Origin of the sequence: Halobacillus sp. ACCC02827, from assembly GCF_030291935.1 — a bacterium.
Taxonomy (GTDB): Bacteria; Bacillota; Bacilli; order Bacillales; family Halobacillaceae; genus Halobacillus.
Genome location: NZ_CP128168.1, coordinates 1,605,771 through 1,621,307, shown reverse-complemented (window position 1 = coordinate 1,621,307; position 15,537 = coordinate 1,605,771). Strand labels below are relative to the sequence as shown.

Here is a 15,537-nt window from a genome sequence, read left to right as displayed (position 1 = left end):
CGTGCTATACTTGCAACAGTAGAGAGGTGAAGACCATGTCGTTTGACGGAATCGTCACCCGGGCGATTACTCATGAATTAAATGAGACCATCCGCTCGGGTAGAATTATGAAAATTTATCAGCCGACGGACACGGAACTGGTATTTACCGTCCGTTCCCAGAGAAAGAAACACAGCCTGCTGTTATCGGCTCATCCCAGTTATGCACGCTTCCATCTGACGGAAGATATTTATAACAACCCGAAAGAACCGCCGATGTTGTGCATGCTGCTGAGGAAACACCTGGTCGGAGGATTTGTAGAAGAAATCGAGCAGGTGGATATGGAACGAATCGTAAAATTGAAAGTCCGAAGCAGGAATGAAATTGGAGATGAAACAATCAAGACCCTGATTATAGAAGTGATGGGGAAACACTCCAACATCCTGCTTGTAGATGAAGAGGAAGGGCATATTCTAGACAGTATCAAACACCTACCTCCTTCGCAGAACAGGCACCGTACTATCATGCCCGGTCAGCCATACAAACTCCCTCCGGAACAAGGAAAACTTAATCCAATTGATTTAGATCCGGATCTATTCATCAGAAAGCTTGACTTTAACAGCGGAAAAATGGATAAACAAATCCTTAATCTCGTCATGGGATTCTCGCCGATGATAGCCAAGGAGATCGTTCATCAGGCAGGGCTTGGTGGGTCAGATGCCCTCAAGCAATCCTATAAGAGCTTTCGGGATCGTATCCTTGCCCACGATTATACGCCCCAGGCGCAGCTCAGCGGAAAGAATCAGTTCTATGTATTTCCACTCCAAGCATTTGATGGGGAAGTGGAACAGTACGAGAGGGTAAGCGCCATGCTCGATGACTACTATTCGGGCAAAGCGGAAAGGGACCGTGTCAAGCAGCAGGCCGGCGATCTCCATCGTTTCATGAAAAATGAGAGAGATAAAAATATCCGTAAAATCAAAAAACATGAAGATACGTTGAAAAAATCGGATTCCGCCGACCGCTATCAGCGATTAGGAGAGTTGTTGACCGCTCACATGCATCTCGTAAAACCGGGGGATGAAGCGGTAACAGTCGTTGATTACTATGATCCGGAACAGGCCGAGATCACCATCGACTTGAATCCGAATAAATCCCCGAGTGAAAATGCTCAAAGCCTTTTCCAAACGTACCAGAAACTCAAGAAATCCAAGCAGGTCGTCCAGGTGGAGATAGAAAAAGCGGAAGATGAAATTGCCTATTTCGACCGGCTGCTTCAACAGGTGGAGACCGCTCGGGAAGAGGATATTGAAGAAATCCGTGAAGAGCTTCGCGAGCAGGGCTACCTGAAGAAGAAGCCCCAGTCCAAAGGAAACAAAAAGAATAAGCAGGCAACCCCGGCACCCGAGGCATTCGAAGCCAGTGACGGAACGCTCATCTACGTAGGAAGAAATAACAAACAAAATGAATACTTGACGAACCGGCTCGCCCACAAAACAGACATTTGGCTCCATGCCAAGGACATCCCCGGGTCCCACGTCGTCATTAAGAGCAGCGACCCGAATGAAGACACCCTGTTTGAAGCAGCACAGCTGGCAGCGAACTTCAGTAAATCGAGCCGCTCATCCTCTGTACCGGTCGATTATACTCTGATCCGTCATGTGAAAAAGCCATCCGGTGCTAAACCAGGCTTTGTGACGTACGATAACCAACAGACCTTATTTGTAACACCTGATGATTCTTTCATTAAAAAGTTGAGAAAGAACAAAAAAGAACAGCAGTAGAAGAAAGCCGGACGATTGTAACAATCGCCCGGCCTTTTACGTTCACTCAGTTGCTGTATTGATCCTTTTTCTCTTTCCCTTTATCGAGAATATCCTCTCTTCTTTCATCGCCTTCCTCATCCGTCTGGTCGAGAGCGGCATCAAAGTCCGCTTCCAACTCTTTCAGCGTATCTGCCCGTTCCTCAATGAGGTCATAGATTTGTTTATTCGTATCACTATCGATTCGATCGTCTTGTGATAAGTGTAGGACTGCATTTTTCAGGTTGCTCTGTTCCCGGAACGTAAGGTTCTTAAAATCGGTCCTCTCCCTGTACAACTCATTTAACTTATCTGTCTGTTCTCTCGCGACGTTATTAAAATTATCGGTCGTCCACCTGCTCCATTCGTTAAAGAGACGAACTCGTTCTCTTTCGAACAGACGTTGGAAATCCGCTGCAGAGTCGACGCTTTCATACTCCCCGCCGCCGGCCTTGGCTACATCCATTAACTGTTCCTGCCCTTCATCATCCACATCAAAACCAATAACGTGGATGGTTCCTTCTTCCCCGGAATCGCGCAGAGCACCTGCTGCCGCGACTGGATCACCGCCGCATGTTTCGATTCCGTCACTTACAATATAAACCAACTGCTGCCTCACTTTCGGTCCGGATTTCAAATCCTTCTCCGTCTCTTCTATGGCCTTGGCAATCGGCGTCCACCCAACCGGCTCTACCCCTTCCAGTGTTTGTTGGAAAGCTCCTTCATCGTAAGCCTTCCTGTCGTAAACATTCTCAGTACTGGAACAGGACAATGCTTTATCAGACTCTTTGCTGCTGCCCTCCTGTCCATAAATACGAAGAGAAACATTCGATCCTTCCGGCATGGAGGCCACAAAATCATGGATGGCGTCCTTCGCATGGTCCATCTTCTGTCTGCCGTCAATCGTCTCTGCCATACTTCCACTGGAGTCCAGGAGGAACGTTATGTTGGCGGAACCTTCCACTTTCTTCCCTTCCTCCAGTTCCATTCCTCCAGGTGTATCAGACACCTCTGTTTCGATATTCGCTTGGAATGATTGGATGAACTCTGAGTATTCACGGTATTGCCCGGATTCACTCATTAAAGGGAGGATGTTCATATATATTTCCTCCGCTTCCATTCCTTCCATGTCCAAGTCATCCAAGGCTTGGTTAACCTTTTCTTTATCATAATGCTCGCCGGCGTATTCCCCAGCCTCTTCCTGGAGAATATCATCCATCGTTTCCGAAAGCTCCATGGACGGAGATTCTGCCGGCTCCGATTCCTGCTCCTTTCCCGGTACCTCCTCCTTATTGACAGTCTTCGTCTCTTCTCCTGATGAGCAAGCAGTGAGTACCAGGATCACTAACAAACCGAGCATGCCTACGTAATTTCTCATTCAAATCCTCCTGTTCAACTTGCGTGTTCGTTACAGGAATTACGGACTGTGGGAGGGATTGTTTCACATTTCGCCAAAGATGGGAGTATACTCCTTCCACCACTCATCCCATAGACCTATAAATGAAAAACCGCAAACCTTAATCGGTCCGCGGTTTCATTTCTTGATTCCCTTCATTTGCGCCAAGCACATCGCCCATAAGCATCAAAGCTTGATTTATTTTCCATACATAGTAGAGGTGATGAACGAGATCGCCCTGATTTTCGTTGTGGTTCGGAGCGTGGCGTTCGATTTCTTCTCTCTCTTGTTTAAGGTCATAAAACTCTCCAGCAATCTTATTCGTTTCGATCAACGTCTGGACAAGTTCCATATTGTAGCTGAGTTTCCTCTCCATTTCTTCAAACGTCCGGCAGAGTTCTTCTGGATATTGAAAGTTCTTCTGATAAGAGGAAGCGACCAAATGTTTAGCATAATAGTTAATGGCCGTAAACACGGTGATCAACCTTGGAAGTCTGGAATACTTCCTCGCACCAGGGCCTTGAAGAATCGGCTTTGCTTCATCTTCCATAGCCTGGATTTTATCATCCATATCGAAAGCGGTGTTGGCTAAATTCTTCACCTGCACCGGTGTACGGAACCCTTTCACGTAGGAAGTGACGTATGTTTCCAAATTCTCGAGATAATCGGTGAAAACTTCCGTAATCTTGTCCATCGTTCTGGATGGGAGAATAAACGCAGATACGGCTAGAGCAATTGCCGCACCGATGATGGTATCAAGGACACGGGCACCCAGCAGCTGATAGCTGATTCCTCCGAGCAGGAGATCGTACATAAAAGCAATGAGCATCGTAATGAAAACACTCATAAGCGTATAGGATACAGTCAGTAAATAGAAGGCGAAGAAAACGACGGAGAACAACAGAGCGATGATCAGGACAATGTGTCCGGATACGAGATTGGCAAGAAGAAACCCGATGACGGCGCCGATAACCGTTCCGACGGACCGCTCCAAGCCTTTCAAGTACGTTCTTCCTACCGTCTCTGTACCCAAGAGGACAATGAAAGCAGTAAGGACAATCCAATAAGGCTGGATCGGTGATATCAAATAACCGGCGATTATGGCAATCGTTCCGGCTATCATCGACTGAATCGCCTTTTTCGTGGTAGGTTTCATTTCTTTGGTACCCGTATCCTCTTCCTTTTCTGTTTCTTCTATTACCTCTTCTGAGCTGTTATCTGCAATATCGTCCCTTACTTTCTGTGCCCCTTCTGTTACATGCGAGGCGATCGCTTCAATCCGTCTGACGAGATACAGCCAGCCTTCCGGAGGACCGGTACGCTCTTCGAAAAGATCATCGATAAGGCTTCTTAAAGCAAGTACCACATTTCTTGCTTCCTTCAGGTTTTCATCTTCGCTTCCTGTATCCAGTATCTTTGCCTGCTTTAGTGAATGGATGACACGCACAAGCAGTGAACGCAGCTCATCCATTTCCAATGCCCCGTCTTCCTTCAAACGTTTCAGGCTGTCTGAAAGCGTCATGACGAACATGGCCGTATCGAAGATATAGAGACGCAGTTGACTCGGCTTCAAACCCTGCCAAAGTTTACGAACGTCTTCTTCATTGATATCCGTCGATACATTACTCGCATACTGCCTCAATTTCTTGACATTGTATTCCGCTTTTCTCTTTTTTGCCTCTGTCATATCCGGCTCTTCGATAATCTCAATCATCATTTCGAAAGTAAGGTTCGCCTGTCTGTGAAAGGATTGGATGCTGCGTCTGAGCAATTGAGCCGAATCTTTAAATAAATAGAAATTATAAAAGAAGGCGTAACTGATCCCGATGATGACCGCCAGATAAAACCATGGAAATTGTGCGGGGGGGAGTTTCAGAAACGAAGAAAGATACGTTGTAAAGAAGGCGATCATACCCAGCGAGAAGTACCGGCTGCCATACTGAGAAAAATAGAAACTGCTGAAAATGATAATAATCATCAGGATGGCTACTAGTACGGCATTGAAGGAAAGTAAAGAGCCTAGAGTAATTCCACTACTGGCTGAAATCGCAAGCAGTCCCGTCGTTACCTGCTTCTTCCTCCTCGTATCATCCATGACGACCATGATCCCCATCATTCCCGCCATACCGGAAACGACCGCCGGGAGCAAGGGGGAGTGACCGAACATGTTCATAAGGAAAATGGTCGTAAAAACAGAAGAAATAAGACTGATCGTCGCCTTTCCGGCTTGACTGAGCCGCTTTCTTCCAGGATCCGATGCTAATAATCTCCTGAACCAATATTTCACACGCAGTTTTGCTTCTACCATTATGTGTACCGCCCCCTTTCCGATTTTTTATTCATACTTATCTATCGTAATCCGTTTTGTTTGTGAGGACAAATGATTTGACCGCCGTATCCTTATTTTTAAGTATTCCAACTTTTTGCAGACAAAAAGACCACGACGTGCATCGTGGCCTTACGTAAGGAAATAGGCGAAAAAAGCGACGGAACCAAAGTAGGAGAATACCGCCTGCGCCCAGTAGCGCTTCCGCTCTCTCTTAAGCATGACAAAATTCCAGAGAAAGAAGACCAGCATCGAAAGGGTCAGAGAAAAAACCGGTTCGAGTACAGGCATCGATTCCAAAAATGTGAGCGCCACCCATGAGTATAAATAAATAAAACAGGTCAGGATTCCAAGGGCGGCATTCATGAGAATGAAACAAGAGTGCTTGTTTGATTTCACTGTCATCACCATTTTTATTTGATGCTTTTATCCTACTAGTGTCCTGCTTAAATAGCAACACCATCTCCCGTTAAGTTTGTGTAAAAATGTAAGGATCCTGACGCCATTCCGCCATCAGCCTTCGCTCTTCCTCATTCATCCGCTCCGCATCAACCAAAGCATTCAGCAGGTTTTCGTAGCTTGTAATGGAGCGGTATGAGAGTCCTGCTTCCTTAAAGGCTTCATCCGCTTTATGAAGACCATAGGTGAAGATGGAAAGGACCTCAAGCACCTCCACTCCCTCCTTCTGAAGAGCCTCGGCTGCTTGTATGGAAGATTTCCCTGTAGAGATCAAATCTTCAATAACGACCGCCTTTTGCCCTTTGCGGATTCTTCCTTCGATTTGGTTACCCTTCCCGTGTTTTTTAGCAGAAGCACGGACATAAACCATGGGAAGCTCCAGCTTTTCCGCAATCCACGCTGCATGAGGAATACCTGCCGTTGCGCATCCCGCAATGACATCGACTTCCTCTCCGAGTTCTTCAATCTTTTCTATAAAAGCAGCGATGATTTTTTTCCTGATCTCCGGATAAGACATCGTTAATCGGTTGTCGCAATAAATGGGAGACTTAATGCCGGATGTCCAAGTAAAAAAGTCTTCTGTCTCAATTTTGACTGCTCCGATGGAAAGAAGGTCATGAATGAGCTGTCGATTGTCCATAAGTAAAAGCCTCCTTGATTTGTTGATATGTAGCAAATGGGTTTTCTGCATCTCTGATCGCCCGACCGACGACGATGGAGTTACTGCCCTTCTGGCCGGCAATTTCAGGCGTAGCTATCCGTTTCTGATCGTGGGCATTCCCTCCAGGAAGACGAATCCCCGGTGTCAGAGCAGAAAGCTTCGTATGTTTGTGGATAAGCTCCGCTTCCTCCACCGAGCATACGACACCGTCGACACCGCTTTTCTCTGCCAGTTGTGCATAATGAAGCACGACATCATGGAGCTTTCGATCATATAAGAGCTCTTGTTCCATCATCGATTGGTCAGTGGATGTGAGCATAGTTACGGCAAGAAGGATTGGCGTATGACCAGCCGCTCCCTCCTGCAAGCCATGTTTCGCACTTGTCATCATCCTGCTTCCCCCCTGGGCATGGACGTTGACGACGTCTACACCAAGAGAAGCAAGGTTGCGCATCGCTCTCCGCACGGTTTCCGGAATATCATGAAGCTTCAGATCCAGAAAAATGTTGTGGCCGTTCTGTTTTAGACGTTCGATGATGGAAGCACCTTCCCTGTAATAGAGCTCCATTCCGACTTTAACAGGGATTCCTGTTAGCTGATGACGTTCAAGAAACCCGAGGGCTTCTTCCCCTGTTTCAAAATCAAGTGCGAAATAAACTGGTTGCAGTTCTTTCATCATGCGCCCCTCCTATCGCTTCTTCCACAGAAGAAAATCCATACTTGCGGAGTGTCTCCGGTAATTGATCGATGATCTCCTTACAAATGAACGGGTTCTTGAAATTGGCACTGCCGACAGCGACAGCGCTCGCACCTGCGAGTAAGTACTCCACCACATCTTCCGCCGTTTCAATTCCGCCCATCCCGATGATCGGTAAATCGACGGCAGCATAGACCTGGTGGATCATCCGGATGCTTACCGGTTTAATAGCAGCTCCTGAAAGACCCCCGGTCTGGTTGGCGATCACCGGTTTACGGGTTTTTGGATCGATACGCATCCCTGTCAATGTATTAATCATGGATAAACCGGACGCCCCGCCTTTTTCTACGGCCCTCGCCATAAGGACAATATCCGTAACGTTCGGAGAAAGCTTGACGTACACCGGTACAGCACTCGCATCGACCACTTTCCGCGTGACTTCTTCCGCCAAGGCGGGATCCGTTCCGAATTGGACGCCACCTTCTTTAACGTTCGGACAGGAAATGTTCAATTCCAGTGCATCGACGTGGGAAGAGATCCGCTCAGCGACAGAGACATATTCCTCAATGGTGCTGCCTGCGACATTCGCAATGATCGGCATACCCTGTTCCTTCAAAAAAGGGATCTCATCGCGGATGATCCCATCGACGCCAGGATTTTGCAGACCGATCGCATTCAGCATACCGCTCGCCGCCTCGGCTACTCTTGGCGTGGGATTCCCGTATCGTTTGTCACCGGTCGCTGCCTTCATGATGACTGCTCCAAGCTCAGCCAAATCATAAAACCCGGAAAATTCTTTCCCAAAACCGAAACATCCGGACGCCGGCATAATCGGGTTTTTCAGTACTAATCCTGGAAGGATAACTTGTGTTTTCATGAAAGGACAACCTCCTTCGCGTCAAATACCGGACCGTCACAGCAGATCCGCCGGTATCCCTTCTCATCGTTCGCTTCGACGACACAAGCGAAACATGCGCCGATTCCGCATCCCATCCGTTCTTCCATAGAGATATATCCGGGTTTATGATCCAGCTGTTTCTTCACCGCTTTCAGCATGACGGTGGGACCGCAAGTGAAATACATATCACAAGATTCCTCGACTGAAGGCAGGACATCGGTGACAAAACCTTTCGTACCAAGGCTCCCATCATTCGTCGTGATATGGACATCACCGAATTCAGCAAATGCTTCTGTAAGAAACGTATCTTCCGCAGATTGGAACCCAAGGACGCTTGTCACTTCTACTCCGTCTGCTTTCAGCTGTTTTGCCAAATTATAAAGCGGCGGTACGCCGATCCCTCCACCGACGAGCAGGGCATGGCGGATGCCAAGATTCTGTGCAGGGAATCCGCTGCCGCCCGGGCCTAAAACATCAAGGTCTTCCCCGACTTTTTTTGTTGTGAGCGCATCGGTCCCTTTCCCCATCACTTTGTAAAGCAGCATAATCGTTTCCTCTTTCACATCCATGTCTGAAATGGAAACGGGCCTGCGCAGGTAAAACCGTTCGTCCACTTGAATGTGGACGAACTGGCCGGGAGCCTTTATATCATGGACGATATCCCCTTTCAAAAGGAGACGATACGTATCTTTGGCAATCTTTGTATGTCCGATGATATTCATAAGGGCTCGCTTCATGAAGTCACCCCTTCCATCGGTTCAATAGCTCTTGCCGTAAAGGACATCGCGTTGATGACGTCCACGATGGATCGCGCCGTATCAAGGCTTGTCAAGCAAGGAAGTCCGTGTTCCACAGCTTCCCGGCGGATACGGAATCCGTCAGAGCGGGACTGCATCCCTTTGTTCAGGGTATTGACGACGACGTGTACGTCTCCGTTTTGGATAAGATCGATGACATCGCGTTGGTCGGACCCCACTTTACCGACTGCTTCAGCCGGAATAGACGCTTCTTTCAGAACAGCTGCTGTTCCTTCCGTTGCAAACAGGCGGAAACCGAGCTCATAGAAGATGTTGGCAATGTCGAGCATCTCATCTTTGTCCTTATCCGCAACCGTAAGCAGAACCGAACCCTGCGTTGGAATCTTGAGTCCAGCAGAAGTCATTCCCTTGTACAAGGCTTTCTCAAGAGTCTGGTCATAGCCGATGACTTCTCCAGTGGACTTCATTTCCGGTCCAAGCGTCGTATCTACGCTGCGAAGCTTCTCGAAGGAGAAGACGGGCACTTTCACATACACGCCGTTCGGTTTTGGTGCAACACCGGATTTGTACCCAAGAGACGCCAGCGATTCTCCAAGAATCACCTGGGTTGCAAGCCTAGCCATTGGAACACCGGTGATCTTGCTTAAAAACGGTACCGTACGACTCGCACGAGGGTTGACCTCCAGAACATACGCGGTACCCTTGTAAGCGACAAACTGGATGTTGATCAAGCCTTTCATATCCAGTTCCCTTGCGATTTTCGTCGTCGCTTCGATACACTGTTGTTCCAAATCAGCGGTTAAGCGCTGCGTCGGATAAACGGCCATCGAGTCTCCGGAGTGAACGCCAGCCCGTTCGATATGCTCCATGATTCCTGGAATGAAGACGTCCTTTCCGTCTGAAATCGCATCGACTTCGATTTCCATCCCTGTCATATACTTGTCGACTAAGATCGGATGTCCGTTATGCACCGTAACATTCGACTCTAAATACGCTGCCAGCTCCTCTTCGGAATATACGATCGCCATGGCACGTCCACCAAGGACGTAGGAAGGACGAACGACCAGCGGGTAGCCGATCTTTTCTGCTGCCGCATACGCTTCTGCTTCACTCGTGACACTTTCTCCGCCCGGTTTGGCTATATCCAGCTTATTTAACAGGCGTTCGAACAAGTCACGGTCTTCGGTCTTGTCAATTGACTCCATTGTCGTACCAAGGATCTGCACCCCTTGTTTAGACAAGTCTTCGACAAGGTTGATCGCCGTTTGACCGCCGAATTGTACGATGACCCCTTCCGGCTGTTCCAGGTCGATCACATTCATCACATCTTCTATGGTAAGCGGTTCGAAGTATAGCTTGTCCGAAACGCTAAAGTCTGTTGAAACTGTCTCCGGGTTGTTATTCATAATGATCGCTTCATATCCCATCTCTTTAAGAGCGAGTACGGAGTGAACCGTTGCATAATCAAATTCGACCCCCTGCCCGATTCGAATCGGGCCGGATCCGATGACGAGCACTTTCTTCTTCTCAGACTGTATGGACTCGTTCTCGTCTTCATACGTACTGTAGAAGTAAGGTGTCTCCGATGCGAATTCCCCTGCACACGTATCTACCATTTTGTAGACGGGGCGCAGTCCCTGCTCTTTTCGGACATGCATGATTTCAACAGATGTCGAGCCTGTCAGACGTGCAAGCTGCTGATCGGAAAAACCAAGCTTCTTGGATTTCTCCAGCAGTGCTGGTGTCAAACCGTTTTCTGCGATTGCGTTCTCTACATCAATGATGCGCTTCAGCTTATGCAGGAAGAAGAAATCGATACCTGTGATCGCGTGAATTTCCTCGAGTGTATAGGACCTGCGCAGAGCTTCTGCCAAAAGGAAGATCCGCTCATCGTCTGCTTTTTTCATACGGAAACGCAGCTCTTCATCACCAAGCTTAACCGCGGACGGCAGATAGAATTCCTCGGTTTCCCCTTCCAGAGAGCGTACCCCCTTAAGCAGAGATTCTTCCAACGTACGGCCGATACTCATGACCTCTCCCGTCGCCTTCATTTGGGTACCGAGCTTACGATTTCCTTTGGCAAACTTATCGAACGGCCAGCGTGGAATTTTCGTAACGACATAGTCAAGAGCCGGCTCAAAGCAGGCGTAAGTCGTTCCCGTGACCGGGTTCTTAATTTCATCCAGTGTCATGCCGATTGCAATCTTCGCTGCAAGCTTGGCGATTGGATACCCTGTCGCTTTCGATGCAAGCGCCGAAGAACGACTGACACGTGGATTTACTTCGATAATATAGTATTGGAAGCTGTGCGGATCTAGTGCAAGCTGCACGTTACATCCACCTTCGATTTCCAAAGCCTGTATGATGTCAAGCGATGCATTTCTGAGCATTTGGTATTCGCGGTCACTCAGCGTTTGGGATGGTGCGATTACGATGGAATCTCCCGTATGAATACCTACCGGGTCGAAGTTCTCCATGTTACAGACGACGATTTTGTTACCGGCGCTGTCACGCATAACTTCGTATTCTATTTCCTTAAATCCTGCGATGTTCCGTTCAATCAAACACTGACTTACAGGGGAAAGAGCCAGACCATTTCGGGCCGTTTCCCGAAGCTGTTCTTCATTATCGCACATTCCACCTCCGGCGCCGCCCATCGTGTAGGCTGGACGGACAATTACCGGATAGCCGATTTGATCTGCAAAAGCGAGGGCCTGATCGACCGTACTGACGATTTCACTCTCAGGTACCGGCTGTCCCATCTGGTGCATGAGGGAACGGAATTTCTCCCGGTCCTCCGCTCGTTGGATGGCATCAAGAGGAGTACCGAGCAGCTCGACATCGTAGCGTTCCAGGATCCCGGATTCGCTCAACTCTACCGCTAAGTTCAAACCGGTCTGCCCGCCAAGCGTCGGCAGGATTGCGTCCGGTTGTTCCTTCCGAATGATTTTCTTAAGAAATTCAAGGGTAAGAGGTTCCATGTAAACCTGGTCCGCAAATGTATGATCGGTCATGATTGTCGCCGGGTTCGAGTTAGCCAGAATGACTTGATAGCCTTCTTCTTTCAAAGACTGGCAGGCTTGTGTTCCGGAGTAGTCAAATTCCGCCGCTTGTCCGATGACAATCGGGCCGGACCCGATAACTAGAATTTTGTTTAGATCTGTGCGTTTAGGCATGAAGATTCCTCCTTCGTCTTCTCTTCCGTACGTTCGATTCTTTCAAGAAATTCATCGAATAAATGAGCTGTATCTTCAGGTCCTGGAGAGCTCTCCGGGTGGTATTGGACACTGAATACTTCAAATTCTTTATGTTGTAATCCTTCGACACTGTCATCATTCAGGGAATGCTGAGTCAATTCAAGATCCGTGTTCTGGAGCGACCCTCTGTCTACGGCATAGCCATGGTTCTGCGACGTCATATACGTTCTGCCTGAGCGAAGGTCTTTGACCGGTTGGTTGGCACCGCGGTGACCGAATTTCATTTTGGACGTGTCTGCACCGGCTGCAAGCGCGATAAGCTGATGCCCAAGACAGATACCAAAGATCGGAACCTTCCCGATCAAGCCGCGAATCGTTTCGATCGCTTCCGGTACATCTTTCGGATCTCCAGGTCCGTTTGAAAGCATGACCCCGTCCGGCTTCAGCCGTTCGATTTCAGTGGCAGATGTATGATAAGGAACAACGGTGACGTGGCAGTTCCGCTTCGTGAATTCTCGCAGGATGCCGTGCTTCATTCCGAAGTCCATTAGAACGATCCGCTTTCCTCGGCCGGGAACGACATACGGTTTGACCGTGGATACCTGCTCCACCTGGTTCCTCGGAAGTTCTGCTTCTTTGAGCTCCTGCAGCACTTCGTTAACAGAGCGGTCGCTTGAAGTGATGATTGCCCGCATCGTACCGTGCTGACGAATGATCTTCGTAAGCTTTCTTGTATCAATTCCGCTGATGCCTGGAATATGTTTCGCTTTCAGGAAAGCATCAAGCGTTTCTTCATTTCTGAAATTGGATGGATGTTCACAATGTTCTTTGACGATGACACCGAGAACGGCCGGGTTGACTGTTTCAAAATCATCCCGGTTTATGCCGTAGTTCCCGACTAGCGGGTAGGTGAAAGTGACCAGCTGGCCACAGTAGGATGGGTCTGAAATTACTTCCTGGTATCCAGTCATTCCCGTATTAAATACGACTTCCCCTATCGATTCACTGTCACTGCCGAACCCTTCTCCGACAAAAATTGTTCCGTCCTCAAGCACGAGTTGTTTCATATGAACTCTCCTCCCAAACTGTATTTCCATTCATTAGTGTACGTACCGGCCAGCCTTTCACCTTCCAGCCGTCAAACGGTGTATTTTTCCCTTTCGATACGAATGTTTGGCGGTCGATCGCCTTTTCTGTTTCCAAATCTATCAATGTAATATCGGCAGGAGCACCGACCTTGAGCGTCCCGTATGGAAGCCCGAAGGTTTCTGCAGGTTTCCGGCTTAACAGCCCGACAAGTTGTTCCAAATCAAGGACTCCCTTACCTACCAGGTGCGTGTAGAGAAGCGGGAATGCTGTTTCCAATCCTGTAATCCCGAACGGCGAGTATAGGAAGCCCTGCTGCTTCTCTTCTTCCGTATGAGGCGCATGGTCTGTCGCAATGAAATCAAGCGTTCCGTCCAGCAAACCGTCGATCAGTGCCTGATGATCCTCTTTGGAACGGAGCGGAGGATTCATTTTAAAGAAAGCATCATCTTCTTTGACGTCCGCTTCATTCAAAAGCAAGTGGTGCGGTGTCACTTCCGCTGTCACGTGAATGCCGGCCCGCTTCGCATCACGGATCACCCTCACAGATTCCTTCGTCGAGACGTGGCACACGTGGTAATGGCACCCTGTCGCTTCTGCGAGCAGGACATCCCTGGCAATCTGGACCGATTCTGCCACATTCGCGATACCCGGGAGATCAAGCCTCTCACTCACCTCTCCAAGGTGGGAGACACCCTTATAAACAAGAGAATTATCTTCACAGTGAGCAACGATCGCTTTTCCGTACTTCGCTGCTTCCTTCATCGCCTCATACATCGTACCTGCTGTCTGGACTCCGACACCGTCGTCTGTGAATGCAAACGTACCAAGACCGCTGAGTGCTTCCATATCGACAAGCTCTTTCCCTACCTGCCTTGTGGTGATCGACGCATAAGGGAGGACTCGGATGACGGCATCCCGATCGATAACCGCTTGGACCTGCTTCATTATCTCCACAGAATCTGGAACCGGCGTCGTATTCGGCATGGCACAGACGGTTGTAAACCCGCCTTTCGCTGCCGCTTGTGTTCCTGTTGCGATCGTTTCCTTCGCTTCTCCTCCCGGTTCCCTCAAATGAACGTGGACATCCACGAATCCCGGCAGGATAAGGTTACCTCCGGCATCGATGACCTCATCTGCCTCCCCTGCTGTAGTCTCGATTTCGACTATATGTCCATCCTCGATGACTACTTCACAGGACTCCAGGCTACCTTCGACTATTCGTTTACCGTTGATGATTTTCTTCTTCATTTAAAGTTCCCCTTTCATCAATGCGTCGATGACGGCCATACGCACCGTCACGCCGTTCTTCATTTGGGTAAAGATCCTTGATTTACTGGATTCTACAAGGTCGCTGTCGATTTCTACTCCCCTGTTCACTGGAGCAGGGTGCAGAATGATGCTGTGTTCCCCCATGCGTGCTTCTCTCTCTTTCGTCAATCCAAACTGATCTAAATACGACAGGACAGAGGCACCTTGTTCATGTCTTTCATGTTGAATGCGCAGCAGCATCAGGGCATCACAACGATCGACCGCTTCGTCCATCGTTATGTATTGATCTGTAAGAGTCGGGTCCTGCCATTCCGGCTTTGTCACGAATGTGACGTTTGCGCCTAATTGTTTCAGGGCGTGGGCATTGGATCTCGCGACTCGGCTGTGTTTCAAGTCACCGGCAATCGTTACTTCCAGACCTTTGAAACTCTTAAAATGTTCGTGGATCGTATAGAGATCCAAAAGCGACTGTGTCGGATGCTCTCCGCAGCCGTCTCCAGCGTTCACGATCGAAAGGTTCAATCCTTTGGTACATTCCTGCAGGATGCCTGTTTCCGACTGCCTGACGACGGCGAGGTCGACGCCGATCGACTCCAGCGTTTTCAGCGTATCGTACAAGCTTTCTCCTTTCGTGACGCTTGAGGCTGCATCATCGAGGTGAAGAACGTCCATTCCGAGTCTGCGTTCGGCGATGTGGAAACTGCTCTTCGTTCTTGTGCTCGGCTCTAAAAATAAGTTGGCAGCGAACCTCCCTTGATAAGAAGGAAGACGATCCGTCTCCTCCATATGTTTCGCCGTTGCAAACAAGTGCATGATCCTCTCATTGGACAGCTTCTTCATGGATAATAAATGGGACAAGGATTCTATTGCAGGCATTCTCATCTCTCCAATCTTGTGATAATAGAGATACGAAGGGTATAAAAAACACCCCCAGGCGTCTGGGGGTGTCGTGCTCGCTGCATGCGTAACGAGCCAATCCCTCGTACACCTTTCTGAGCCTCACAGG

General features: G+C 48.7%; 12 protein-coding genes. 1 reads left to right on the top strand and 11 read right to left on the bottom strand.

Annotated features, from left to right (window positions below; genetic code table 11):
• Positions 1 to 35 precede the first annotated feature (35 nt).
• Positions 36 to 1,763, top strand: a complete 1,728-nt coding sequence (locus tag QRD89_RS08665; protein ID WP_286096736.1) for an Rqc2 family fibronectin-binding protein — start codon at positions 36 to 38, stop codon at positions 1,761 to 1,763.
• A gap of 46 nt (positions 1,764 to 1,809) precedes the next feature.
• On the opposite strand, the gene QRD89_RS08660 is transcribed toward QRD89_RS08665, so the two are convergent.
• The 11 genes from QRD89_RS08660 to QRD89_RS08610 all read right to left on the bottom strand — a co-directional run bounded on the left by QRD89_RS08660 (position 1,810) and on the right by QRD89_RS08610 (position 15,389).
• Positions 1,810 to 3,159, bottom strand: a complete 1,350-nt coding sequence (locus QRD89_RS08660; protein ID WP_286096735.1) for a vWA domain-containing protein — start codon at positions 3,157 to 3,159, stop codon at positions 1,810 to 1,812.
• Positions 3,160 to 3,298: 139 nt separating this feature from the next.
• A complete protein-coding gene (locus tag QRD89_RS08655; RefSeq protein ID WP_286096734.1) occupies positions 3,299 to 5,485 on the bottom strand; it encodes an FUSC family protein in 2,187 nt (728 codons plus the stop codon).
• Positions 5,486 to 5,635: 150 nt separating this feature from the next.
• A complete protein-coding gene (locus tag QRD89_RS08650) occupies positions 5,636 to 5,908 on the bottom strand; it encodes a hypothetical protein (RefSeq protein ID WP_235601483.1) in 273 nt (90 codons plus the stop codon).
• 64 nt (positions 5,909 to 5,972) lie between these two features.
• A complete protein-coding gene (gene pyrE, locus QRD89_RS08645) occupies positions 5,973 to 6,602 on the bottom strand; it encodes an orotate phosphoribosyltransferase (protein ID WP_026577500.1) in 630 nt (209 codons plus the stop codon).
• Positions 6,577 to 7,299, bottom strand: coding sequence for an orotidine-5'-phosphate decarboxylase (pyrF, locus tag QRD89_RS08640; RefSeq protein WP_286096871.1), 723 nt, complete (start codon positions 7,297 to 7,299; stop codon positions 6,577 to 6,579). The genes pyrE and pyrF overlap by 26 nt, the downstream gene beginning before the upstream one ends.
• Positions 7,265 to 8,197: a dihydroorotate dehydrogenase gene (locus QRD89_RS08635; RefSeq protein WP_286096733.1), complete on the bottom strand. Its 933-nt coding sequence runs from the start codon at positions 8,195 to 8,197 to the stop codon at positions 7,265 to 7,267. Before QRD89_RS08635 ends, pyrF begins: the two co-directional genes overlap by 35 nt.
• Entirely contained in the window at positions 8,194 to 8,955 is a 762-nt protein-coding gene (locus tag QRD89_RS08630; RefSeq protein WP_286096732.1) for a dihydroorotate dehydrogenase electron transfer subunit, read from the bottom strand. Before QRD89_RS08630 ends, QRD89_RS08635 begins: the two co-directional genes overlap by 4 nt.
• Entirely contained in the window at positions 8,952 to 12,152 is a 3,201-nt protein-coding gene (gene carB / locus QRD89_RS08625; RefSeq protein WP_026577502.1) for a carbamoyl-phosphate synthase large subunit, read from the bottom strand. Before carB ends, QRD89_RS08630 begins: the two co-directional genes overlap by 4 nt.
• Positions 12,131 to 13,240 carry a carbamoyl phosphate synthase small subunit gene (locus QRD89_RS08620; protein WP_026577503.1) on the bottom strand — a complete coding sequence of 370 codons (1,110 nt, stop codon included), beginning with the start codon at positions 13,238 to 13,240 and terminating at the stop codon, positions 12,131 to 12,133. The genes carB and QRD89_RS08620 overlap by 22 nt, the downstream gene beginning before the upstream one ends.
• Entirely contained in the window at positions 13,221 to 14,510 is a 1,290-nt protein-coding gene (gene pyrC / locus QRD89_RS08615) for a dihydroorotase (protein WP_062513347.1), read from the bottom strand. Before pyrC ends, QRD89_RS08620 begins: the two co-directional genes overlap by 20 nt.
• Complete coding sequence (locus tag QRD89_RS08610; RefSeq protein ID WP_026577505.1) at positions 14,511 to 15,389, bottom strand: aspartate carbamoyltransferase catalytic subunit; 879 nt, start codon at positions 15,387 to 15,389, stop codon at positions 14,511 to 14,513.
• Positions 15,390 to 15,537: the final 148 nt, after the last annotated feature.